16 protein-coding genes are annotated in these 23,519 nt (G+C 46.2%); 11 read left to right on the plus strand and 5 right to left on the minus strand.

Features of this window, described 5'->3' with window-relative positions; genetic code table 11:
* Positions 1–20: 20 nt before the first annotated feature.
* The 3 genes from R7H07_RS09435 (at position 21) to R7H07_RS09445 (ending at position 5,397) form a co-directional block, all read left to right on the plus strand.
* Positions 21–3,536 carry a hypothetical protein gene (locus R7H07_RS09435; protein ID WP_206959027.1) on the plus strand — a complete coding sequence of 1,172 codons (3,516 nt, stop codon included), beginning with the start codon at positions 21–23 and terminating at the stop codon, positions 3,534–3,536.
* A gap of 9 nt (positions 3,537–3,545) precedes the next feature.
* Positions 3,546–4,451: an OmpA family protein gene (locus tag R7H07_RS09440; RefSeq protein WP_206959025.1), complete on the plus strand. Its 906-nt coding sequence runs from the start codon at positions 3,546–3,548 to the stop codon at positions 4,449–4,451.
* 97 nt (positions 4,452–4,548) lie between these two features.
* On the plus strand, positions 4,549–5,397 hold the full coding sequence (locus tag R7H07_RS09445; RefSeq protein WP_005375171.1) for a mechanosensitive ion channel family protein: 849 nt from the start codon (positions 4,549–4,551) through the stop codon (positions 5,395–5,397).
* 95 nt (positions 5,398–5,492) lie between these two features.
* Here the strand turns inward: R7H07_RS09445 and fhuB are convergent, their stop codons facing one another.
* The 4 genes from fhuB to R7H07_RS09465 are packed head-to-tail and all read right to left on the minus strand — an operon-like array spanning position 5,493 to position 11,316.
* On the minus strand, positions 5,493–7,460 hold the full coding sequence (fhuB, locus tag R7H07_RS09450; RefSeq protein WP_206959023.1) for a Fe(3+)-hydroxamate ABC transporter permease FhuB: 1,968 nt from the start codon (positions 7,458–7,460) through the stop codon (positions 5,493–5,495).
* Entirely contained in the window at positions 7,457–8,386 is a 930-nt protein-coding gene (locus tag R7H07_RS09455; protein WP_206959020.1) for an iron-siderophore ABC transporter substrate-binding protein, read from the minus strand. The genes fhuB and R7H07_RS09455 overlap by 4 nt, the downstream gene beginning before the upstream one ends.
* A complete protein-coding gene (locus R7H07_RS09460; RefSeq protein WP_005375174.1) occupies positions 8,377–9,162 on the minus strand; it encodes an ABC transporter ATP-binding protein in 786 nt (261 codons plus the stop codon). The genes R7H07_RS09455 and R7H07_RS09460 overlap by 10 nt, the downstream gene beginning before the upstream one ends.
* Positions 9,163–9,213: 51 nt before the next feature.
* Positions 9,214–11,316 carry a TonB-dependent siderophore receptor gene (locus R7H07_RS09465; RefSeq protein ID WP_206959018.1) on the minus strand — a complete coding sequence of 701 codons (2,103 nt, stop codon included), beginning with the start codon at positions 11,314–11,316 and terminating at the stop codon, positions 9,214–9,216.
* 145 nt (positions 11,317–11,461) lie between these two features.
* Between R7H07_RS09465 and R7H07_RS09470 the strand changes: the two genes are divergently transcribed.
* From R7H07_RS09470 to R7H07_RS09495, 6 genes are all read left to right on the plus strand, one after another.
* Complete coding sequence (locus tag R7H07_RS09470; protein WP_042521744.1) at positions 11,462–13,315, plus strand: ABC transporter ATP-binding protein; 1,854 nt, start codon at positions 11,462–11,464, stop codon at positions 13,313–13,315.
* 237 nt (positions 13,316–13,552) lie between these two features.
* A complete protein-coding gene (locus R7H07_RS09475; protein WP_054576626.1) occupies positions 13,553–14,587 on the plus strand; it encodes a DUF4118 domain-containing protein in 1,035 nt (344 codons plus the stop codon).
* Positions 14,584–15,282: a response regulator transcription factor gene (locus R7H07_RS09480; RefSeq protein ID WP_017635309.1), complete on the plus strand. Its 699-nt coding sequence runs from the start codon at positions 14,584–14,586 to the stop codon at positions 15,280–15,282. The genes R7H07_RS09475 and R7H07_RS09480 overlap by 4 nt, the downstream gene beginning before the upstream one ends.
* 151 nt (positions 15,283–15,433) lie before the next feature.
* The gene (locus tag R7H07_RS09485; RefSeq protein WP_206959016.1) at positions 15,434–16,087 is read left to right on the plus strand and encodes a potassium channel family protein; all 654 of its coding nucleotides are present in this window, start codon (positions 15,434–15,436) and stop codon (positions 16,085–16,087) included.
* Between the two features lies 1 nt (position 16,088).
* Positions 16,089–17,453 carry a TrkH family potassium uptake protein gene (locus tag R7H07_RS09490; RefSeq protein WP_047123275.1) on the plus strand — a complete coding sequence of 455 codons (1,365 nt, stop codon included), beginning with the start codon at positions 16,089–16,091 and terminating at the stop codon, positions 17,451–17,453.
* 247 nt (positions 17,454–17,700) lie between these two features.
* Complete coding sequence (locus tag R7H07_RS09495) at positions 17,701–18,627, plus strand: LysR substrate-binding domain-containing protein (protein ID WP_206959014.1); 927 nt, start codon at positions 17,701–17,703, stop codon at positions 18,625–18,627.
* Positions 18,628–18,720: 93 nt separating this feature from the next.
* Here R7H07_RS09495 and R7H07_RS09500 read toward each other — a convergent pair whose 3' ends face one another.
* Positions 18,721–20,457 (minus strand): BCCT family transporter, encoded by a 1,737-nt coding sequence (locus R7H07_RS09500; protein WP_044129598.1) that lies wholly within the window; start codon positions 20,455–20,457, stop codon positions 18,721–18,723.
* Positions 20,458–20,776: 319 nt separating this feature from the next.
* On the opposite strand from R7H07_RS09500, the gene R7H07_RS09505 reads away from it, so the two are divergent.
* Positions 20,777–21,964, plus strand: a complete 1,188-nt coding sequence (locus R7H07_RS09505) for an aromatic ring-hydroxylating oxygenase subunit alpha (protein WP_206959012.1) — start codon at positions 20,777–20,779, stop codon at positions 21,962–21,964.
* Between the two features lies 1 nt (position 21,965).
* Complete coding sequence (locus R7H07_RS09510; protein WP_206959010.1) at positions 21,966–23,387, plus strand: aldehyde dehydrogenase family protein; 1,422 nt, start codon at positions 21,966–21,968, stop codon at positions 23,385–23,387.
* Positions 23,388–23,519 lie beyond the last annotated feature (132 nt).

Consider the following 23,519-nt stretch of genomic DNA (forward strand, 5'->3'; position numbering starts at 1 on the left):
AGCGGTTAAGCAGGATTATTATGATTAGATTTAGACAATCAAAACTGACAATGTGTATCGCGGCTGCGTTGCCAATACTTTCGTACGCGAAAGACACCAGCCAATTGGAGAAACTTGACAGTGACTCACTGGGTATTGAAGTAAAAGCTCACGAACAAACGGATAACTCGCGTATCTACCTAGACCAAGGTGCGATTTGGGTAAGCCGCGACATCATGCGATTTGACCCGGTACTTGACCTGAGCATTAGCAGCGATGTTGAAGTGAAAGATGGCAAGCCATTGCAAGAGATGAGCTTTGCTATCACAACCAACTTCAGCTACTACGTTGACCATTACCAACTGGAAGTCTTCCGTGGTGGTGACCGTGGCTTGGTTGACCCTTTAGCAGTGGTTGAAGGTCAGCAATTTGCCAACGATTTCAACATTGTTTGGGATGGCGCGACCGACCAAGAGTATCAATTTGAATCCAACACACAGCTGTTGTTCCGTTTAAAAGCCTTCGATAAAGACGGCAACATGGACGTGACGACGGTTGGTGTGATTGACCTTGTCGAGCCAGATTCTGAAGTCGATATCGACAAGAACGACGGTGAAGAAGAGCAAAGCCGCAAGCTTGGTAAAGCTCAGTTGATGCGTCACAACATTCCAACCTCTGCGGGTCTGGCAAGATTCATGGGTACGGGACTAAAAGGCGTCGATAAAGTCGTGATTGGCGAAGACGAGTTTGATGTGGAAGAGGGCGAGTTATACGCAGAACAGTACTTGCCAGCAGATGCGTATCTCTTCCCTACTCGTGTAGTATTCGACAGCGGTGAAGAGCGTCGCTACCAACTGTACGTGCGTATTCCTGATGAGTATTGGGTACAAGCAGGTCTTGCGGATTTCTACATCGGTAAAAACAAAGTGACGGGCAACTCCGCCGCATTAGCCGTCGACGAGCAATACCAAGATGACATCTATAACCAAGGACGCTTGGCGTACTTTGGTCAGGGTAAATTTGGCGACAAACTCAGAGTTACCACTCACTTTGATACTAAAGAGAGTGACGTGCGAGACATGTTTAAGAACCCGTTTGCCTCTGACTCATCCAGCGTATTCGACATTCTCGAAGACGACGATGAGATGTATTACGGCAACTATGGTGACAGTTCCAACATCTACAAAGTGGTAAATACCAAAGGTAAGGTTTACCTCAACGTTGAGTACGACAAATCCAATGTGTTGTGGGGTAACTACAACACTGGCATTACTGGCACCGACAACAACGATTACAACCGTAGCTTATACGGCTTTAAAGGTGACTACCGTACTCGTTCAACCACCAAGTTTGGTGAAGATCGTCTAAACATTGTTGGCTTTGCGGCTGAATCTGATTCACTCTTCGCTCACGATGAATTCCTAGGTACTGGTGGTTCGTTGTACTTCTTGCGTCATGGTGAAGTGGTACCGGGCAGTGACAAAGTGATGGTGAAAGTTGTCGACCCAGACAGCAGCATCACTGTGCAAGAAATGCCGCTGCAATCGGGGCGTGACTATGAAATCGACCCATACCAAGGCCGCATTATTCTGACCAGACCGCTGAACAACATCATTTCGGATAACTTTGGTGATGTGATAAACGACCAACCGAGTTCAGGATACAAAAACTATCTTGCGGTGGACTATGAATACGTCCCTCAAGGCAGTGACGCGCTTGACGCAATGACCGCTGGTGGTCGTGTGAAAGGTTGGGTGAACGACTACATCGGTGTGGGTGCAAACTACCAAACCGAAGAAAAAGACAACCAAGATTACGAAGCGTACGGCACGGACTTAACCTTGCGTGCATCTGAAGGGACGTACTTAAAAGCCGAATTCGGACACAGTAAAGGTCGTCAAACCGATTCCAACTACGTTTCTTTCGATGGCGGTTTAACCTTTACCCCAATTGGCAGCAACGCGGAAGATCGTGAAGGTGATATCTACCAAGTGAAAGGGGTGATGAACCTTTACGACTTAGCTCCTAACGTATTCTCTGCGGTGGGTAACGACGTTAAAGCTTGGTACAAATCCAAAGACGCAGGTTACAGTTTTGCTAGCCAAGATGATGACTTAGAGCAAGAGTCTTACGGTACCGAAATTCGTTTCCAAGCCACTGACCGAGTTGCTGTTAAGACGCGCTTTACCTCGGTTGAAGAGCGTGAATCCGATGGTGATTTGCGAACGGATACCCAGCAAGCGGAATTGGAAACCCAAGTTAAAGTCACCAAACACATCAAGATCTCGGCAGCGGGTAAACAAGTTGAAGAGCTAAACAACCAAGATGAAAAAGGCAAAGGCACGTTAGCGGGTCTGCGTGCTGACTACATCTGGGACAGCGACAACAACGTGTACATCAAAGGTCAGAAAACCGTAGGCCAAACAGACGAATACGACGAGAACGACAGCGTCACGCTCGGTGGTGAAACGCGAATTCTAGAAGACTTTGTGGTTGGCGCGGAATACACCACGGGTGATCGCGGCGATGCCGCAGAAGCGAGCGTGACGTATGACGTAACGGAAGATTACAGCACCTACTTAACCTACGTAGACGACACTTACGAAGGCAAAAACAACGTGATTGTCGGTCAACGTGCAGACCTGACTTCAACCGTCGATTTCTACCAAGAAAACCAATTTGTAGATGAGAACAACGGCAAAGGTCGTATTGACTCGTTTGGTTTTGGTTACGACATGAACGACGACATCGACATGGGGATTGGCTATCAAAAAGGCGAAATTGAAGACGACCAGAAGATCACCACAGAGCGCCAAGCCGTGAGTGTGAGCACATCCATCGATGTCGATGACGTATTGTTCAAGAACAAAGTCGAGTACCGTGTCGACAAGACCGATGATTCCGCAGACCCAGATAAAAAACGTGTCGACCAATGGGTGACGACTAACCGTTACACACATCATCTAACGGAAGAGTACACCTTGTTTGGTAAGTTCAACTACTCACGCTCAGAGAGCAAATCGAGCGATAAAGTGTTGGCTCGTTTTATTGAGTCGACCGCAGGTTTAGCATATCGCCCAATCTACAACGACCGTTTGAACGTACTTTCTCGTTATACGTATTTGGTGGACTTCGACCAACTTAACCGCGATGTGGATTACAAAGATGAAGAAAGCCACATCATCGAAATCGAAGGTATCTACTCGTTGGATGCAAACTGGGATTTAGGCGCGAAATACGCTTATAAGGACAAGCATGAAATCTTCACTCGTCAGTCAGGCGAAGACATTCCAGTCGACAGTAAAATTTCTCTCTACGGTTTGAGTGCCTCTTACCGTGTTATGAAAGATTGGGACGTGACTGGTGAGTACCACTGGAAGACGGACAGCACCTACGACGAGTTAGAGCAGGGAGCATTGGTTTCGGTTAACAAACATTTGAGCGACAACTTCAAAGTCGGCGTGGGTTACAACTTCTCAGGCTTTGATGGCAATCTAGCGAATGATGACGATTACGATGCATCAGGCGTGTTCATTAACCTAGTTGGTAAGTTATAAGAGGGCGATATGAAAACGACGATTCGTTTGTTAAGCGGCATGATCGCAGGGGCAATATTGGCAGGTTGTTCGGCGGATGCGTATGTAAGCCAAGAGAACCGAGAAAAGTTTGCCGATGTCAATGTCTCCAAGTTTCTGATCAGTGAATGTTTGGCACCGCAACGCGAAATCCATATTGCGGTAGCCGAGCATTTCGACTTCGATAAATCCATCATTCGTGAAGCCGATGCGGCAAGCCTAGGTGCGTTCATCCGTGATATTCAAGGCTTGAGCGGACGCATCACGATTGTTGGTCACACCGATTTTAAAGGCTCTGACGAATATAACGAGAAGCTGTCTATGCGACGCGCTGAATCGGTAGAAGCGTACCTTCAGCAGCAACTCGACCCAGAGCAATACGATTGGGAAGTGAAGCACTTTGGTGAGTCGCAGCCGCTAGCGTTGGGTAAATCGGATCAAGCTCGTGCTGAAAACCGTCGTGCTTACGTGATGTTTGAAGAGGCGAAGAAGTACGAAGAGATGCCTTTCTGTGAGCCGCCAAAACCAGAACGTAAGATCTACATGGCGATGACACCACACTTCGATTTCGATAAGTCGGAATTAAAACCGGAAGACCTTTCACAATTAGATGATTTCATCGCAAAACTGCAAGGTTTAGAAGGTAGCATTATGGTGGCTGGTCATACCGACCAAGTGGGTTCGCTCTCTTATAATGAACAATTGGCGGAGCGAAGAGCGCAAACCGTGGTGGCGTATCTCAAGACGAAACTCGATCCATCGCAGTTTGTGTGGGAAGTAAAAGCCTTTGGTGAGCTTCAACCTGTGATCAACGAAGAATCTCCAGAAGCCAATGCTTTAAACCGCCGTGCGTTTATCGTATTTAAAGAGAGTGAACTGGGGCTACCGACTGAATAATTTGGTAAGGTTGTCCTCTCGCAAGCTAGCTATCTGTTTTCTGAGCGATATTTAGCATGAAAGGTCAACCTATCTAAACCATACAGGGAGTCGGGTAATGGAGAAAGTGCAGTTAGTCGTCGATTTTCTTCTCACTCATAAATTGATTTTTACCGCACTGATCTTTGCGATTATGTGGTTAATTCGTCGTGCAATTTTATCGATGATTCGTGGTGATCACGCTTTTCTCTCAGAAGATCAGCGTAGTTGGATGTCCAGAACTAAAAATGGCACCTTTGCTGTTACATTACTGATTTTATTTATTTTATGGCAATCAGAAATTAACGAGTTTGCTCTGAGTGTAACGGCGATTGCCGTTGCCATTGTAGTGGCATCCAAAGAAATCATTTTGTGTTTTACGGGTTCGATTCAAAGAGCAAGTTCGCGTTCTTTTCGCGTTGGAGACTGGATTGAGGTCGGGAAGTTGTGTGGTGAAGTGATTGAGCACAATATGATGGCGACGGTGATTCAAGAGATCGACCTGCATCACGGGCAATATCATTACACCGGCAAAACAGCGACATTGCCTAATAGTATGTTCTTTACCTATCCAGTAAAGAACCTCAACTTCATGAAGCGGTACGTTTACCACAACTTTTCTGTAGTGGTGAAAGACTTCGTCAATTTGTATCCACTGTTACCGATTTTAACTGATAAAATTGAAGAACATTGCAGTTACTTTGCTGATGTTGCACATCGTTACAATGCGATGATTGAAAAACATGCCGGTGTTGACCTTCCTGGTTCTGAGCCACATATGCATATTTCTAGCAACATTAATGGTGAACAAATTCTGCACGTGATGATTTTCTGCCCAACCGATAAAGCGAACCACTTAGAGCACTTAATTCGTAAGGACTTTATGGAACTTTATGAGCAACGTTTTCCTGTAGTGCGAGAAGAATAGAGCATCGTACTTCGCCTTTAATTTCAAACCCCGCTATCAAAATAGCGGGGTTTGTTTTTCTTAGCGTATTTTTAGGCTGTAACAATATTCCCAACTTAGCTGAATTTACTCTTCAGCATTAAAAATAGGAAGTAAGTGCTGCCTATAATAGCGACCAACGTGCCAGCTGCGACCTGACTTGGATAAATAGCGATTTGTCCTAGCCAATCTGCCCACAACATTAGGGTTGCGCCAATTAAGGCACCGACACACAGTTGCTCTTTCACTTTTCTTGCTCCTAACATCATCGCCATATGGGGAGCGACCAAGCCAACAAAAGATATTGGACCAACTGTAGCGGTAGAAAAGGCGCATAACAAAGCAACGATGGTGAGCATAAGCGTATTGGCTACGGTAGGGTTAAGCCCTCGTGCATTTGAGAATTGTCGCCCGATGGAAATTAGTGTTAGCCAACGAGAAATCGAGAATACAGCGGCAACCAGAACTATTATGGCCAAACATAGCATCAGTGCGGTGTCGGCTGTGACTCGATAAATAGAACCAGTTAGCCACAATAAAATTTTGTAACTGTCACCTGAGCCTTGAGCTAGCGAAAATTGAACGAGGGCTTCTAATAGTGCCGTTAGTGCGATGCCGGACAACACGAAGTTAGATGGATTAAAATGGCTTCGTTTACCGATAATCAGCAATAACATCAATACGGACATACTTCCGAAAAAAGCGATACCCCAGCTAAATGCGGAGAGAAGCGACCCAGCGATGACTCCTGTCGTAATAATGGCAAACGTGGCTCCGGAAGACACACCGAGAATATCGGGACTTGCCAGAGGGTTATAAACAATGCGTTGCAAAATGATTCCGGCAACGGATAGCGCAATACCGACAGAAAGTGCGGTTAACATTCGCGGCCAACGCAATTGCCATTGGAACTCACCTGGCACAGACCATTGAATTCCGTTTATACCATGGGTAACGAATGAGTAAGCTAGAATCCCAACCAGACTGAATAGCGCAATGCTGCATACCGCGCGTTTAGAAAGCGCCGTTTTTCCTTGGCTCATTGAAAGGTTAAGTTGATCGGTTGCCGTCAGCTTTTTACGAGTAAACCAAATTAAAGCGGGAGCGCCAATAGCTGCAGCCGCTACGCCGCTAGGAATGGTTTCCTCTAACCATAAGCTCAGCGAGATAGCGGCAGAGTCTGTGATGATTAGTAGCATTGCGCCCAAAAGCATGCTGCTGATCAATTCGTCGCGCGGTGTTCTTGCCCCCATCGCTCTGGCAATATTGGGTGTCAGTAATCCGATGAAGCTGATAATACCAACTGCGGTGATGGAGGCGGATACCAGCCAAATACCCATCACCATTAACGCACCAAACGCGGGTAATACCGCTAAGCCTCGGGCTGCTGCGCCTTCTTGTCCTAGTTTCATTAAGGTCAGAATACGTGGTGCGACGATCAAAATTACGATTGCGATAGCGCAGCGAGGCAATAACCACTCAAACCAATCCCAGCTGTATTGAGAGAGGTCTCCTGCTCCCCACATAAAAATATTCTGTGCGAACTGGGCGTTTAAAATAATAATGGCTGTGGCGATAGAACCGAGCAAGATATTGATCACCATCCCCGAAACGACCAACGGCAAACCTGTCATATTACGCACACCGGCAATTGATACGATCAGGCCAAACGCCACTAAAGCCCCAAACATTGCGGCTAATGCAGAGTAATCGGCGACCCAATCGACGAACCAAATGTTTACCACGACTAATGCAAGCCAAGCACCAGAAGAGGTGCCAAGAGTCAACGGCGAGGTGAGGTTATTCTGCGTTAATTGCTGCATTAAGCTGCCGGTGAGACCAAGCATGGCACCAACAAGCAGGGTCATACTTAACCTAGGAAGCTGCGCTTGCGTAAAGAATACATCACGAAACTCGGTTGCTACCTCTGGTTTTGTTAATAATTGCCATTGTTCGAAAAGTGATAAATTAGTATCAATTTGTAGGCTAAAGACGCTAAGTAACGTAATCAGCGCCAGATAACCAATATAATGTTTCGTTCTCATTGTTCTGGTGCCAACTCTATTAGACTGTCGGTAATCGCTTCAGCGGTGTATTGCAAAGACATGGCACCGCCATACGCCCACACTGCTCTGACTGAATTTACCCGCTGCTTTTTCACAAACGGCATCGCTTGCCAAAGTGGCGACTCTTTCAGTTTTCGTTCTTCTGGGAAAGGTTGTACGTAGAGAACGTAGCTGTTTTGAAGGCCCTGAAGCCGATTGATTCGATCTTGCTTTACTCCCCACGCTCGTGGGTCCTCTTTAATTGGAGCCTGTAATCCCAGTTTTCTAACCACGTAGTCAGTGGTGGAGTTTTCGGTTGCAAGTAATACAGTATTCGGAGTTGAAAATCGCATCACAAGAACGCTGAGTGGAGAAGAGTAATAGTGGCGAATTCGCTGGCGCATCTGCGCAAATGAAGCATCTAATTCTGCCAGTTTCTGTTCAGCAAGTGCCTCTTTATTGAATAGCTTGCTGAGCGTACGAAAGTGACGAATGGCCGTTTCAGCTGCGGCCTCATTTTCAGAAAAATTAGGTAAATAGATTACCGGAGCAATTTGTTTGAGTAACGGAATCAAGTCTTGCTGTGGAGACGCAGCAAGGATGACATCTGGTTTCAAACTGGCTATTTTTTCTAAGTTGGGTTCTGCTCGGGTTCCAATATCTTCAATTGACTCTGGTGCAGTTGGATTGACGACCCATTGGCGGTAGCCTGGTAAATTTGGGGCTGCGATTGGTTCTACGTTTAGCGCCAAAACTTGTTCTAAGATGTCCCAGTTTAAGGCTACAACGCGTTGAGGCGCTTGCTCAAAACTATGCTCGCCATATTCATCGGTAACGGTGATGACTGCATGTGCATTGGTCATAAAAAATGCGAGGAGAAAAGCAGATTGTGTAACCACGGTAAGTAAACGAGCCATTATGCGCATACAACAGCCACCTTTTGGCTCGCTAATGTGTTAGCCGGGCTTGGGTGCTCAATCAGCTTAATTGGTGACTCATATAGTTTAGAAAGGCGTGCCTCGTCTAACAACATGTCGGCGTTGCCTTCAAAGGCAATTTTACCTTTTTTGAGCGCAACAATGTGGGTGGCGTAGCGCAGGGCTAAGTTCAGATCGTGCAGGATCACGATAATGCCTACGTTCTCGGTTCGATTCAGTTCTGCCAGCAGCGCCATTAGTTGAAACTGATGGTGAACATCGAGCGCCGAGGTTGGCTCATCGAGAATTAAAATTGGCGATTGTTGAGCCAGTAGCATAGACACCCAAGCACGTTGGCGCTCACCGCCCGATAAGTCATCCGCCAAAGCTTGAGCAAAAGGTGTAACCCCTGTTCGTTCCATAGCCTGCGTGATGATCTGTTTGTCTTCGGTTTTCCAACGACCAAGTGCCCCACGCCACGGAAAGCGACCTAAGCGCACTAGCTCTTCGACCGTTAAACCAGCTGAAGAGGGCAGCTTTTGTGGCAAATAGGCGATCTGTTTTGCCAACTCTTTGGTTTTAAGTGATGAAAGGGAAGTATCGTTTAGTGTTACCGTACCTTTATCTGGCGACATTTGACCAGAAAGCAGGTTCACCAGTGTCGACTTACCTGAACCGTTATGGCCTAAAACGACCGTTAGCTCATTTGTTGGGATGTTAAGTTGTTCGATGCCGAGGATCTGACGTCCACCTCGCACGATCTCAATATTAGACAGTTGAAACATGGATGGCTCTTAGGAGAAAACTCCCCTCAATAGAGGGGAGTAGAAGTACAATTACCAGCGGTAGTTTGCGTTTAGCATAACAGAGCGAGACTGGCCGTAGTAACACCAGTAATCGCAACCTGAAACAAACTCTTTATCTAGGATGTTGTTCACGTTTAGCTGTGCTTGCCACTGTGAAGTGATGTCGTAAGTGACTGACGCATCCCAAAGAGTGACTGAAGGAACCGTTAGGTTCGAGCTCTTAGGGTTATCTTTTGAGTCACCTACGTAGCGCACACCAGTACCGATATTGAGGCCTGGAATCAGGCTGTAGGCGCTGTAGTCTACCCATGCAGAAGCTTGGTGCTCAGGAATAAGTGCGGCTTGTTTTTTACCTTGGCCAAAGCTCTCATCTGTTTTCGCTTTAGTGTAGGTGTAGCTTGCCATCAGTTTTAGATCGTCTGTTAGCTGCGCCGTGCTTTCTAGCTCAACACCTTGAGATGTCACTTCACCTGTTTGTGTCGCAATCCATGTTGATGGGTTAGTGACCAACGCGTTCTTTTGCGTGATGTCGAACCATGCAAGGTTGATAAAGCCATCCATAAAGTTTGGTTCATACTTCACACCCACTTCTACTTGCTCGCCTTCCAGCGGTTTGTAAAGTTCATTGGTTGCCGCATCAATAGTGCTGATCACTTCAAACGACTGAGAGTAGTTTGCGTAAGGTGACAGACCATTGTTTGCAAGGTACATCACACCCGCACTTAGAGAGAGCTGACCATCATCACGAGATTCACTTTGATCAACGGTAGCGCCTTTGCCAGAGTTTTCTGTTTTCACCCAGTCGTAACGAGCACCGATGTTACCAATCCACTGTTCATGCAGTTTCAATTGGTATTGTGAATAGAGACTTGCTTGAGATTTCTCAATCTCACGTTTCACGTTGTCGGCAGGATCAAGAGGGGTGAAGTTGCCGTAAACTGGGTTCCACGGATTGATGGTGCCAAATGCATAGTTGTCTTGCTCGTCGCCATCGGTTTTGTGGAATTGCAGATCCATACCGATAAGCACTGTGTGCTCTGCGTTGTCTGTCATCCAGTTGCCGACAGCATTGTTATCGAACGTGATGCTCTGGTTTTTTCCGTCACGGAATACGATGCCTTGCGTTAATTCTTCTTTCGCTGGATCGTTGTTTGAGAACGCGTAAGAGCTGCGCAAGTACAACTCATTCGAACCGTAGTTGAGGTTTTGCGAGAGTGACCACGTGTCATTGATGTCGTGCTCTAGTAAGTAACCTAGAGAAAACTGCGTGCGTTCGTATTTATCGTAGTTTGGTTGACCAAGGTTAGTCGAAGGATCGATTTTGCCAAAGTTAGAACCAATCAGAGTACCTGCTGCCGGGAAGAATGGGTTAGTTGGTACACCGTCATCATGAAGGTAAGTTGCCAAAACGGTCAGCATTGTACGGTCAGAAATGTCGAACTCGACACTTGGCGCTAGGTAGAAACGCTCGTTGTTTGTGCCGTCCAGTTCACCATCTTGGCTTGTCATCAAGCCAACCAAACGATAGCGCACAGTGCCTGCGTCGTTTGCTTCGTCAGCAATGTCAAAACCTACGGATTGGTGTTGGTTGTTGCCAACTTCGACTTTTACTTCGCCTTGAGGCGTAAACGTTGGTTTTTTCTGAACAGCATTCACGATACCGCCTGGTGCCGATTCACCAAACAGAATAGCCGATGGACCTTTAACGACTTCTACACTTTCTAGGCCGTAAGGTTCGACCAACCATGTGTAGTAACCATCGCGGAATAGGCGGTTGCCGTTTAGGTAAGTCGCTGCATCAAATCCACGAACTTTGAACCAATCAGTGTCGTTGTCTGCGCCATAAGGCTGAGCGGTTACACCAGACGTGTAGCGTAATGCTTCATCTAGCTTTTTCGGTGCACGAACACGAAGTTCATCTTCAGAAATGATAGATACGCTGCGCGGCGTTTCTGCTGCAGGGGTTTCTACTTTAAGTGCTTGCGCGGTGACCGTTATGGTCTCCATGGCAATCACGTCATCTTGTACGACGTCTTCTTGAGCTTGTGCTGTGAATGCAACCACTGCTGTAGGTGCTAAAGCACAAACCAACGCGTTGCGGATAGCGATGATCAGTGAGTTATTCTTTTGCATAAATCTATTCCCGATAATTATGATTAACGCTAAGCTTAATTGTAATTATTATCATTTGAGCTTTTGTTTCGGTATTTTACTGACTTTTGTATCAAAAGATAGTAAAACGTTCGCAAATTCATTCGCGGTACCTAAAGTCATTGTTATGTTCAATTGGTTTGAAAAGCTGACCCAACCCTTTCCCCAGATGGAAACCGAAAAGCCACCGAAGACGCTATTTGGCTTTTGTCGTTTTTACACTCGTGGCTTTGAAGCCCCTTTACTCGTTATGGCTGTGTTCAGTGCGCTTATTGCCATTACTGAGGTGACGCTGTTGCGTTATATGGGCGAGCTCGTCGATATTCTCTCTAATCAAGATCGCGCAACATTCTGGCAAGACCAGGGTGATCGCATGCTAATGATGCTGTTCTTAGTGGCGGTTGTGATGCCAGCTCTCGGTTTTGTCCACTCAATGGTGATGCACCAAACGTTATTGGGTAACTACCCGATGTCTATCCGTTGGTTGATTCACCGTTACTTGCTAAAACAAGCGGTTGGATTTTTCCAGCGTGACTTTGCAGGCCGAGTTGCGACCAAAGTGATGCAAAGTGCGTTAGCGGTACGAGAAACGGTCATGAAGCTGGTGGATGTACTGGTTTATATCAGCGTTTATTTTCTTTCGATGCTCTGGATGATGGGCGAAGCTGATGGTTTGCTAATGTTGCCTATTGTGATTTGGATAGGAATGTACGCGGTTATCCAGTTCTACTTTATCCCTAAAATGAAACAAGTAGCGACGGAGCAAGCGGATGCTCGTTCTGTAATGACTGGGCGCATTGTCGATTCTTACACCAACATATCTACCGTAAAGCTATTCGCGCACTCGCAACGAGAGTTGGAATACGCAGAAAGCAGCATGAAGCAATTTTTGGTGACGGTTTACCGCCAAATGCGCATGGTGACTTGTTTACTGTTTAGTGTGGATGCCATCAACTATTTGCTGCTGATGTCTATTAGTGCCATTTCGGTTTATCTATGGCTAGATCACGCTGTAACAATTGGTGCTATTGCGATTGCCATCAGTATTGCGTTGCGCGTACAAGGTATGTCGAAGTGGATCATGTGGGAAGTTAGCGCACTGTTTGAAAACATCGGTACAGTAGTAGACGGTATTAATACGATTTCAAACGATGTTGAAGTGAAAGACGTACCAAATGCTAAGCCTTTGCAAATCTCTCAAGGTGAGATCTGCTTTGATCACGTAGGTTTTAACTACAGTGATGAGAAGGCAGTATTTGAGAACTTGAATCTGACTATCAAACCGGGCGAAAAAGTCGGCATTGTCGGTCGCTCTGGGGCAGGTAAATCCACGTTGGTCAACTTGTTGCTGCGCTTTTACGACGTAAATAGCGGTAAGATTTGTATTGATGGACAGGACATTTCTCAAGTTGAACAAGAGTCGCTTCGCCAACACATCGGTATGATCACGCAAGACACCTCTTTGCTACATCGCTCAATTAAAGAGAACATTCTTTACGGTGATCCAGATGCTTCAATGGATGCCGTTATCGCAGCTGCTGAGAAAGCACATGCTCATGATTTCATTCAATCTCTACGAGACGAGCAAGGTAACGTTGGTTATGACGTTGAAGTGGGTGAACGCGGTGTGAAGCTGTCTGGTGGTCAGCGTCAACGTGTGGCGATTGCTCGCGTTCTGCTGAAAAACGCGCCAATTTTGATCATGGATGAAGCAACGTCTGCACTTGATTCAGAAGTAGAATCGGCAATTCAAGAAAACCTTGAAGTTCTGATGGAAGGAAAAACAGTGATTGCGATTGCTCACCGTTTATCAACGATTGCCGCGATGGATCGTTTGATTGTAATGGATGACGGCAAAATCATTGAGCAAGGCTCGCATTACGAGCTGCTGCAATTGGGTGGTGTTTACGCTCAGTTGTGGAAGCATCAAACCGGCGGTTTTTTGTCTGAGCAAGGTGATGCTCAACTGCAAGTCATCTAATATGACGCTACACGAAAGAGGAGCAAATGCTCCTCTTTTTTGTGTCTGTCGTTTATACCGAGTAAGTAGGCGTTAATGGGCAACGTTAACTTGTGATTATTCATTGAGTTAGGCCAACTTAATGATGATTATGTTTATAACTCACTGTCGTTATTGAATTTTTTACGCTTTTTTTACGCGAACTCCGAATGGGCTTTTGCTAAAGTTTTCTACATCGAATTTTGGTTGATGTATTTTATGTTTGTTCAATGGCGAGATAACACCTTTCTCTTTTCTACTACCGTGATTGTTGGCGCGGTTGTGGTCTCATGGCTGTTAGACCAACTGTTTGGCTCTACAGCCGCAGTCCTGCTGATTTTACAGTTAGCAGTCGTGGTAGTGGCGTTTCAATGCAACTCGCGATTCGCTTATGCGGCGGCGGTGATCGAAGCGTTGAGCTTCAACTTCTTTTTCACGACGCCTCGTTACTCTTTGCAGATGTTTCGTCCGGAAGACATTTTTAATTTAGTCGTGTTTATGGTGGTGGCATTTATCACCAGCACCTTTGCGGATCTTTATCGTCGCCAGCAGGGAGAATTAAAACAAACCAAGCTGCAAAACAGCATCCTGCTATCGGTGTCCCATGACCTACGCACGCCGTTGGCAACCATTATTGGAACACTGACCACACTCAACGAGTACATGCCCAAGCTCAATGACTTAGAGCGCAAAGAATTGCTCGACAGTGCGACTTCAGAAAGCCACCGCTTGCATCAATATATAGAGAACCTCTTACAGGCGACTAAGCTCCAACACGGCACATTAAAAATTACCAAAAAAGATGAGCCTATTGCGAATATTGTGCGGGATGCGGTTTCTCGTTTGCCGAATTACACCGAGAAAGTATCCATGAATATGGATGATGCCGTTGGCTATTTGTCAGTAAGTCGTTCGCTCATCGAACAAGCGATTTTTAATGTGCTGGATAATGCCATGCGATTTTCACCAGAGAATGAATCTGTCGAGGTTTCACTTTCTAAGCAGGGTTCGTCGTGCGTGATTGATGTTCGGGACATGGGGATTGGCATCAAAGCTGAAGATGCGGAAAAAATATTCAACCTTTTCTATTCCGGTGTGAACAACAAATCGGCCGATTCAGGCACCGGAATGGGACTCGCGGTTGCCAAAGGTATCATCACCGCACACCATGGATATATTCAATCTATGCCAGTATCAGAAGGGACGCTGATCCGCATTCGACTTCCACTCAATCAAGGAGCAGAGCAGGCGTGAGTTACAAAGTTTTAGTTGTGGACGATGAGCCTCGCATTCATACCTTTATTCGAATTTCGCTGTCTGCTGAAGGGTTTGATTACATTGGCGCGAGTACCATTGCAGAAGCCAAAGCGTGTTTTGAAGCACATTCGCCGCACGTCATTCTGCTAGATTTAGGCTTGCCCGACGGCGATGGGAAGGAGTTTCTCACTACGCTTCGTCAGACGTATAAAACGCCAGTGCTAGTGCTGACGGCTCGCGATCAAGAAGAGGAAAAAATCCGCCTTTTAGAAGCGGGCGCAAATGATTACTTGAGCAAGCCTTTTGGCGTAAAAGAGCTCATCGCGCGCATCAAAGTGTTGGTTCGAGATTTGGTGGATGAGCAATCCATCGCTGATGAGCTGGTGGCTGGCCGAGTCAAAATCATCAAAAGTACTCACCAATTTTGGTTGGATCAGAGGGAAATTCCACTCACCAAGAAAGAGTTTTCATTCATTGAACAGTTGATTCTCAAACCGGGAAAACTCATTGAGCAAACTCATTTGCTAGCGGTGATTTGGGGAAAAAGTCATGTCGAAGATACTCACTACTTACGCGTGTTAGTGAGTCAACTACGCAAAAAACTGAACGATAGTGCTGACGAACAGCGGCTCTTAAAAACCGAGCCGGGGCTGGGTTATCGTTTAGTGCTAGAGGCGTCCAAGCACCACTAAATTCCAAATTTAATCAACGTTAATGCCAAGGTTTAGTGCTGGTTATCGGCACTCGAACAGGATTCGTGTTGCCTATTTTCCGTGACGGAAAATCAGTCTAGCCCTTAACGCATTAGCATTTTCTATACATAAAACACAGTTAGGTATTGATATGGCTCACTTTACAGTAATTGGTCTAGGGCGATTTGGCGTTGCCGCCAGCTTAGAACTTATTCATCTTGGACACACCGTAACGGGGGTGGATAGCGACCCGAAAATCGTCGAAAAATACGTCGAGGAGTTAACGCAAGCGGTCATATGTGACGCAACAGACGAAGGTGCACTCAGAGAATTAGCGTTAGCGAACAGTGATGTGGTGTTGGTGGCGATTGGCGAAGACATGCAAGCCAGTTTGTTGTGTACGCTGGCGCTGAAAAATCTGGGTGTGAAATCCATTTGGGTCAAAGCGAGCACCAAAGCGCACCACACCATCGTGTCTAAGCTTGGTGTAAAACGCATTATTCATCCGGAAGAGGAGATGGGCGTAAGAGTCGCGCAGGCACTCAACTATCCGATGGTGAACAACTATTTGGAAATGGGTCATGGTTTGTATGTGGTGGAAATCCACGTTAAATCCAATCTGCACGATACACCGCTTTCTAAGTTGATCAGCCGAGGCAGTTACAACATTCAGCCTATCTTGGTGAAGCGCGAAGAAGCCGTCTACACCAATATCAATGATGAGTTTGTGCTTAATGAGTTCGACACGCTGTTGCTTTGTGGTAGTCGCGCTGAGCTGAAATACGTCGCTCCAAGGTTGGTGTAACATGGTTTTGTGGCATCCCTCTATTATCCCGATCGAGCGAAAACCCAAAGCGGGCAAAAAATTGTTGGGCGCACCGCCGCTGATACTTAGCCTCAGCTTTGCGTGCTTGATCATGCTCGGCACGGTCTTACTCAAACTGCCGATTGCCACCACAGAGCCCATCACTTGGATTCAAAGCCTGTTTACAGCAACATCGGCCATTACGGTGACGGGATTAGTTGTGGTGGACACGGGCACGGCGTTTACGCCTTTTGGGCAAGTGGTTATTGCTTTCCTGATTCAATGTGGTGGCCTAGGTTTGATGACGTTTGCTATCGTGACCTTGCTGGCTCTGGGCGGAAAAATTGGCTTTTTGGAGCGAGCAGTCGCGAGAGAGGCGTTCAACCAGACTGATTCATCGACACTCATTGCCACTGCTAAATCTGTATTGATGTTCGCTCTGCTCGTTGAACTTATTGGTTTCACTATTTTGAGCGTTTATTGGAGTGAAGAGCTGGGCTGGGAAACCAGTTTGTTCCATGGTTTCTTCTACACCATCAGTGCGTTTAACAATGCAGGTTTTGCGTTGAGTGCCGATAGCTTAATGCCTTACGTGGACGACCCGGTCGTTAACTTCACCATTACCAGTTTGTTCATTATTGGTGGTTTAGGCTTCTCGGTTTGGATTGACTTAAAACGCAATCGCCGTTGGCATCGACTCACCGTTTACAGTCGAATGATGATCTTAGGCACGATGATCATTAACGTGGTGGCACTTATCGCGATTTATCTGATTGAATATGACAACCCCAACACGCTTGCCCCGTTGAGCGAAGCAGGGAAATGGTGGGCATCGTGGTTTCAAGCGGTGACGCCAAGAACGGCAGGGTTCAACACTTTAGCTATCGATCAGTTGGAAGATGCCACAACGGCGATCATTCTGGTGTTGATGTTTATCGGCGGTGGATCATTGAGTACGGCAAGTGGCATTAAAGTTGTGACATTTATGGTATTGGTCTTGGCAACTTACAGCTATTTGCGTCGCGATGAAGCAACCTATGCCTTTCAACGCGAGATTCCCAAAGAGACCATCAGCAAGGCATTGGCGCTGACTCTGATCTCGGTGGGGGTGACTTGGTTTGCCATATTCACGCTGTTACTGACAGAGAAAGCGTCTATGTTAGATATTATGTTCGAAGCGGTCTCGGCACTGGGTACGGTTGGGTTATCGCGAGGCTTAACGGGCAGTTTGTCCGAACCAGGTGAGTTAGTGATCATCTTCATGATGTTTATGGGACGATTAGGTCCCCTTACTTTGGCGTACTTCTTAGCCAGTCCAAGAAAGAAAAAAGCGCGTTACGCGAGCACTAAACTGGCAATAGGGTAAATGGGCTAACTCGTACAAAGTGAGCAAAAGGCTAGGCAAAAGGGGAGTAACTGCTCCTCTTTTTGTGCTCGTTGTAGCCACGAAACTGTATACGGCGGTCTCTCTCACAACAATTTATGATTCATCTCTATTTTTTATCATTTATAAATTGTCGTTTTTGAGGTGTTGTCCAGAATGGCATTATCCACGTGCAACATAAGATTGCCGGGAATAAAAATAATTACAATACTGCCTTACTGGAAGATACATGAAAATCAAACCCCTCCCACCTTTAAATAGCCTCGTTGCGTTTGAAGCGTCGGCGCGGCACTTGAGTTTTACGTTAGCCGCTGACGAGCTAAACGTGACCCAAGGTGCTATCAGTCGCCAAATTAGACAATTAGAAGAATACTTAGGCAAGGCTATGTTCACGCGAGCCAATCGAAGCATTAATTTAACGCCTACAGGTCTTCAATATTATCAAGCTGTCAGCCAATCTTTGCTCGATATTGCTCAAATCACGGGTGAAGTGAAGAAGTGGCAGGGCGAACAAAAGATCACGGTTGCGACGACAAATGCAATGGCAGCCTTGTGGTTGTTGCCTAAGGTTGCTCAATTTCAAAATGAACATGATGACATCGATATAAGGATATTGGCCTCAGATAATGTGTTGGACTTACGCCGATTAGATTGCGATATCGCCTTGTTTTATTGTCGCACTCCACCTGCGGAAATGGACGTGACAACGCTATTTTCAGAAGAGGTATTCCCTGTGTGTAGCCCGCTTTATTTAGAGAAAATCGGCCAGCCTAGTGAGCCAGAAGAAACCTTCAATAAAACGTTACTCTATCTGGAAGAGTCTCAAAGAGATTGGGTGAATTGGGAGCAGTGGTTTGCGAGTGTAGGATTGCCAAATATTTCGCCTCGTAATCGCATGAACATCAATAACTATCCAATGCTGTTACAAGCGGCAATTAATGGTCAGGGAATCGCGTTAGCCTGGGGGTCATTAGTGGACGACTATTTACAAAGCGGTGCTTTAGTTAGGCCAGTCGAACACGTGCTTTCAACACCTTCCAATTTCTCTATGCTTGAACCTAAAAATAGAGGTTTAATCCCAGCCAGCGTCAAACGTTTTAGAGAATGGCTTTTGCATCAGTTGCCAGATGAGGTAGGTGATCGAGGCTTAGCTTAAATCAATAAGCAGAGAAAATAACAGAGTTTGGTCATGTTAAAAAGCGGGAGTACTAGTTCCCGCTTTGTTTTTATTGATTTATGAAACGACGCACTAACTTAGTACTGGTCCCTGATTGAGTGTGGAATCATCTTTTAGTGAGGATGTTGAAGCGATAGGCTCGGAAACCACTGTTTTGCTTTCAACAAGCGGTTCAACAGGACCATCAAGTTTCTCTTGCTCTGGGTGAACGTGCTCTGGAAGCATTGCCCATGGCTTAGGTTCGCGTCGAATACTATGAAACAGCGTTAAGCTCATCACTGCGATAAAAATGGCGATAGGGAAACCGGCAATAATGGAGGCCGTTTGCATTGCTTTTAACCCTCCTGCGTATAGAAGTACTCCCGCAATGGCTGCGATCATGATCCCCCACAATACGCGTATAGAGGTAGGAGGCTCACTGTGCCCAGCGGCATCGAGGGTACATAGAACCAAGGTACCCGAGTCTGCGGAGGTAATGAAATAAGTACCGAGTAATAGACACGCAAGCACGCTAAGTAGTTTACCAAACATACCTGTATCTAGATTGTCGAATAGCGTAAACAAAGCGCGTGTCGTATCGGCTTTAGTCGCTTCAAGAATCGGGCCGCCAGAAAAATCCGCAGGTGGTGTTTGTTTGGCTTCTTGTGCCGCAGTGACTTGCTCTTGATGAGCAACACGAGCGTCTTGCTCTACCTTCAACGCTGCACCACCAAATACTGAAATCCATAAAAACGTGATTAGCGTAGGTACGATTAATGCGCCACCGATAAGTTCACGTATTGTGCGTCCTTTAGAGATACGAGCTACAAACATGCCAACGAAAGGCGCCCAAGTCATCCACCAAGGCCAGTAATAAGCCGTCCACCAGTTTTGCCAGCCAGAGTCATTCTGTGCATCGCTCCATAAGCTCATACCGACAATGTTTTGTGCATAAAGCCCCGTACTTTCGAGTAGCGTATTTAAGATATAGCGAGTTGGACCAATGTAAAGTACGACTAGCACGAGTGCGAGTGAAAGCAGCATGTTCCATTCTGATAAACGGCGAATACCTTTTCCTACACCAGATAGCACCGACGCAACCGCACAAGTACAAAGGGAAACGATAATAAAGAGTTGAATCCCCAAACTAATGTCTAGACCAAAGGCTTGATTCAAACCAGAGTTTATTTGGATAACTCCCATCCCCAAGGTTTGAGAGATACCGAAAGCAGTCACCGCGACTGTTAGGATATCAACCGTGTGCCCGATAGGCCCATAAATACGATCACCAATCAAAGGGTACAAGATAGAGCGTAGGGTAAAAGGCAGATCTTTACGGTAGGAAAAGTAAGCTAATGCGAGTGCAACAATGATAAAGACAGACCAAGGATGTAGACCCCAGTGAAAGAATGTCAGTTTCATTGATGTTGTTGCGGCTTCATTGGTCAGGCCTTGAGTAAATGGGTTGTCAGCGTAATGCCACATCGGTTCGGCGACCGACCAGAAAATCAAGCCTATCCCCATGCCTCCGGAAAAAAGCATGGATACCCAAGACAAATAACTAAACTCTGGTTTTTCGTCATCTTTACTCAAACGAATATGCCCATATCGACTAACCATAAGGTAAAGAAGAAAACCGACAACGAGTGAAACAAGTCCGATGTAAAACCACTTCATATTCTGCAGCAAAATGCCGGAAATTGTTTCGAAGTATTGGCCCGCTTGGTTGGCGAGAATGGCGCAGAAAAGTACAAAACCGATAACGACGATCTTTGATGCGATTGTCACAGTCGGATTGAGTCCTTTCAATATCCCAGATGTTGCTCTCATAGGCATCCCTCACAGTGCGTTTGTTTTAACGTTATTGTTTGTTGCGTTATTGTTAATTTTTGAAAGAGAGTAGAGAGAGGGCTTTTGTGTTTCAACTGATTAATACTCATCGGTTAATGAGTATTAATCATGACAAGAAGATCATTGTTAATTAAAAGGTTATTTTTTTGTTCGAGATCAATGCATGAATGACAAAAACTCATCCAAGCCCGGCGAAAAAGTCGTTTGTTTGTTGCCGGGTTGTTAATCAAAATTATCTCCACTAACACAACACGATGTTGTACGCACTGGATGCAACTCGACTCTCGGAGATAAGAATATGAGCAATGTCAACCAAACCATTATTCCTGTTGAACTTGTTGATAATGTACTGAACCCAATCAGTGAAGCAACAGGAATGCCGAATCAGGCCTACACCAGCGAAGAGTATTTTACTTTTGAGCGTGATCAGGTGTTTGGTAACACTTGGGTATGTATTGGTTTTGCATCAGACCTGCTTAAAAATGGTTATGTAATGCCACTTGATTTCATGAATCTTCCACTACTCATGATGAGAAATCGTCAAGGTGAAGTCCAAGTCTTCCACAACGTGTGTAGCCACCGAGGTATGAAGCTGGTTCATGAGGCAGGCGAAGTTCAAGGCATGATTCGCTGTCCTTACCATTCATGGACGTACGATCTTGACGGCAATCTAAAAGGCACACCACACATCGGTGGTATCGCAAAACACAAAGATGACCGATTTAAGTGTGAAAAGCATGGCCTTAAGCCACTTCGTTCAGCCGTTTGGATGGACATGGTATTCGTCAACTTATCGGGCAAAGCAGAAAGCTTTGAAAATCATATCGCGCCGCTAGAGCAACGTTGGCAGCAGTTCTTAGGTGAAGATGGGTTAGGTCTTCTTCGCCGCGTGAACATGGGTGGCAACTTAGAGATCGAAGTGAAAAGTAACTGGAAGCTTGCCGTAGAAAACTACTGTGAGGCTTACCACTTACCTTGGGTGCATCCGAGTTTGAACAGTTATTCTCGCCTAGAGGATCACTACAACATCATGTTTGCAGAGCGCTTTGCTGGTCAAGGTAGTCTCGCGTACAACCTTTCAGATACAGCAGGAACACACTTACCTAAATTTCCAAGCTGGCCAGAAGATAAACTGCGCCATGCAGAATACGTTGCACTCTTTCCAAACGTGTTGCTTGGTATTCAAGCCGATCATGCCTTTGCAATGATGATTGAACCAATCACTGCGAATAAGAGTGTTGAGCACCTACGTGTTTTCTATGTGGGTGATGAAGCAACGAAAGATGAGTTCGCTGCGTGCCGTACTGCTACCGTTGAGTCATGGCGAGTCGTATTCGGCGAAGATATTGGAGCGGTCGAGGGCATGCAGGAAGGTCGTTACTCACCTGGCTTTGGTGGTGGTGTGTTCTCACCAGAAATGGATGTTCCGACGCATTTCTTTCAAACCTGGTTGGCAAAGCAAGTGAAAGCGGCACTGGAGCAGTAATATGATGCATTACCTTAATTATATTGATGGTGAGTGGTGCGATTCAGAGCAAGCGCTGACCGTCATGAACCCTGGTACAGCCGAAGCGTATGCGACGATTGCAGAAGCCACTATCATCGATGCAGATCGCGCAATGGCAGCGGCACGTCGAGTAGTCAATCAAGGCCTTCTTTCGGACGTTCGTCCAGCCGTCAGAACCGAGTGGATGTTAAAAGCCGCCGCGGCTATTCGTGAAATGGTTGATGAAGGTGGGTTAGTTGCCTGCCGTGAAAATGGGAAATCTTTGCAAGATGCCAAAGATGAGTTTTTAGAATCGGCACGTTACTTCGAATACTACGCTGGCATGGCCGACAAGCTGGAAGGCACGTCAATTCCGTTGGGTAAAGATTATGTCGATTTCACCCAATATGTGCCGTTTGGTGTGTCAGTGCAGATTGTGCCGTGGAATTTCCCAGTTTCTATTTGTGCACGCTCATTAGCACCTGCATTAGCTGCTGGTAACGCAGTGGTGATCAAATCGCCAGAGATTTCCCCACTTGCCATGACTCTGTTGATTCAAGCGATTGAAAAAGCGGGCTTCCCGAAAGGTACGATTAACCTTCTATGCGGTAAAGGCTCAGTCGTTGGCAGCCACTTGGTGCAGCATCAAGACGTTGATCAAATTGTCTTTACAGGTTCTGTGTCGACCGGCCAACGCATACTGAAAGATTCAGCGCAACGCGCCACACCATCTGTGATGGAGCTGGGTGGTAAATCGGCCGCTATCGCACTGAAAGATGTGAGTCTCGAAACACTTTTGAAAAGTGTCCAGGTCGGTATTTTCTTTAACGCTGGTCAAGTGTGCTCGGCAATGTCTCGTTTGCTGATTCAAAAAGAGCGTTATGAAGAAGTAAAAGCGGCGGTAGTGGAAATGGCAAAAAGCCTAACTATTGGTCAAGGCGAAAGCCAGCCGGACATCACACCGTTGGTATCGGCTGATCAACAAGCACGCGTGCTTGAAATGATAGAACAAGCAAAAGCCGACGGCGCGAACATCCTAACGGGTGGGTACGCCCCTGATTTGTCGGGTTACTTTGTGGCACCGACGGTGATTGAAGCCTTACCAGATATGCGTATTGCTCAAGAAGAAGTGTTTGGCCCTGTACTGGTAATTACACCGTTTGAAACCGAGCAAGAGGCCGTTGAAATCGCGAATGGCACCGATTTTGGCCTGGTCGCTGGTGTCTTTGGTGAAAGCCTAAACCAAACATTGCGTGTGGCACAGCAACTGCGTGGTGGACAAGTGTTCATCAATGAATGGTTTGCTGGTGGCATCGAAACACCATTTGGTGGCGTGGGCTTGTCCGGGTTTGGGCGAGAAAAAGGACAAGAAGCGATTTATAGCTACGTCCAGACACGCAATATTGCCATTCGTTTGCAGTAAGACAGCAACGTATAGCTACCGTGTAACTGTATTTTCATCACCTCGTACCGGCTTGGATTTCAGACCACAAGCTAGGGCGAGGTTGATGGAATCACAACAAATCTGACTGCGGTTTGTAAACACGGAAATTCT

It is taken from the genome of Vibrio sp. Vb1127 (assembly GCF_033338735.1).
GTDB classification, from domain to species: domain Bacteria; phylum Pseudomonadota; class Gammaproteobacteria; order Enterobacterales; family Vibrionaceae; genus Vibrio; species Vibrio alginolyticus.

What these genes read in the sequence shown, in the direction of transcription:
- R7H07_RS09435 (WP_206959027.1), top strand. Translation starts at nt 21, where the DNA reads ATGATTAGATTTAGACAATCAAAACTGACAATGTGTATCGCGGCTGCG.
- R7H07_RS09440 (WP_206959025.1), top strand. Translation starts at nt 3,546, where the DNA reads ATGAAAACGACGATTCGTTTGTTAAGCGGCATGATCGCAGGGGCAATA.
- R7H07_RS09445 (WP_005375171.1), top strand. Translation starts at nt 4,549, where the DNA reads ATGGAGAAAGTGCAGTTAGTCGTCGATTTTCTTCTCACTCATAAATTG.
- fhuB (WP_206959023.1), bottom strand. Translation starts at nt 7,460, where the DNA reads ATGAGAACGAAACATTATATTGGTTATCTGGCGCTGATTACGTTACTT.
- R7H07_RS09455 (WP_206959020.1), bottom strand. Translation starts at nt 8,386, where the DNA reads ATGCGCATAATGGCTCGTTTACTTACCGTGGTTACACAATCTGCTTTT.
- R7H07_RS09460 (WP_005375174.1), bottom strand. Translation starts at nt 9,162, where the DNA reads ATGTTTCAACTGTCTAATATTGAGATCGTGCGAGGTGGACGTCAGATC.
- R7H07_RS09465 (WP_206959018.1), bottom strand. Translation starts at nt 11,316, where the DNA reads ATGCAAAAGAATAACTCACTGATCATCGCTATCCGCAACGCGTTGGTT.
- R7H07_RS09470 (WP_042521744.1), top strand. Translation starts at nt 11,462, where the DNA reads ATGTTCAATTGGTTTGAAAAGCTGACCCAACCCTTTCCCCAGATGGAA.
- R7H07_RS09475 (WP_054576626.1), top strand. Translation starts at nt 13,553, where the DNA reads ATGTTTGTTCAATGGCGAGATAACACCTTTCTCTTTTCTACTACCGTG.
- R7H07_RS09485 (WP_206959016.1), top strand. Translation starts at nt 15,434, where the DNA reads ATGGCTCACTTTACAGTAATTGGTCTAGGGCGATTTGGCGTTGCCGCC.
- R7H07_RS09490 (WP_047123275.1), top strand. Translation starts at nt 16,089, where the DNA reads ATGGTTTTGTGGCATCCCTCTATTATCCCGATCGAGCGAAAACCCAAA.
- R7H07_RS09495 (WP_206959014.1), top strand. Translation starts at nt 17,701, where the DNA reads ATGAAAATCAAACCCCTCCCACCTTTAAATAGCCTCGTTGCGTTTGAA.
- R7H07_RS09500 (WP_044129598.1), bottom strand. Translation starts at nt 20,457, where the DNA reads ATGAGAGCAACATCTGGGATATTGAAAGGACTCAATCCGACTGTGACA.
- R7H07_RS09505 (WP_206959012.1), top strand. Translation starts at nt 20,777, where the DNA reads ATGAGCAATGTCAACCAAACCATTATTCCTGTTGAACTTGTTGATAAT.
- R7H07_RS09510 (WP_206959010.1), top strand. Translation starts at nt 21,966, where the DNA reads ATGATGCATTACCTTAATTATATTGATGGTGAGTGGTGCGATTCAGAG.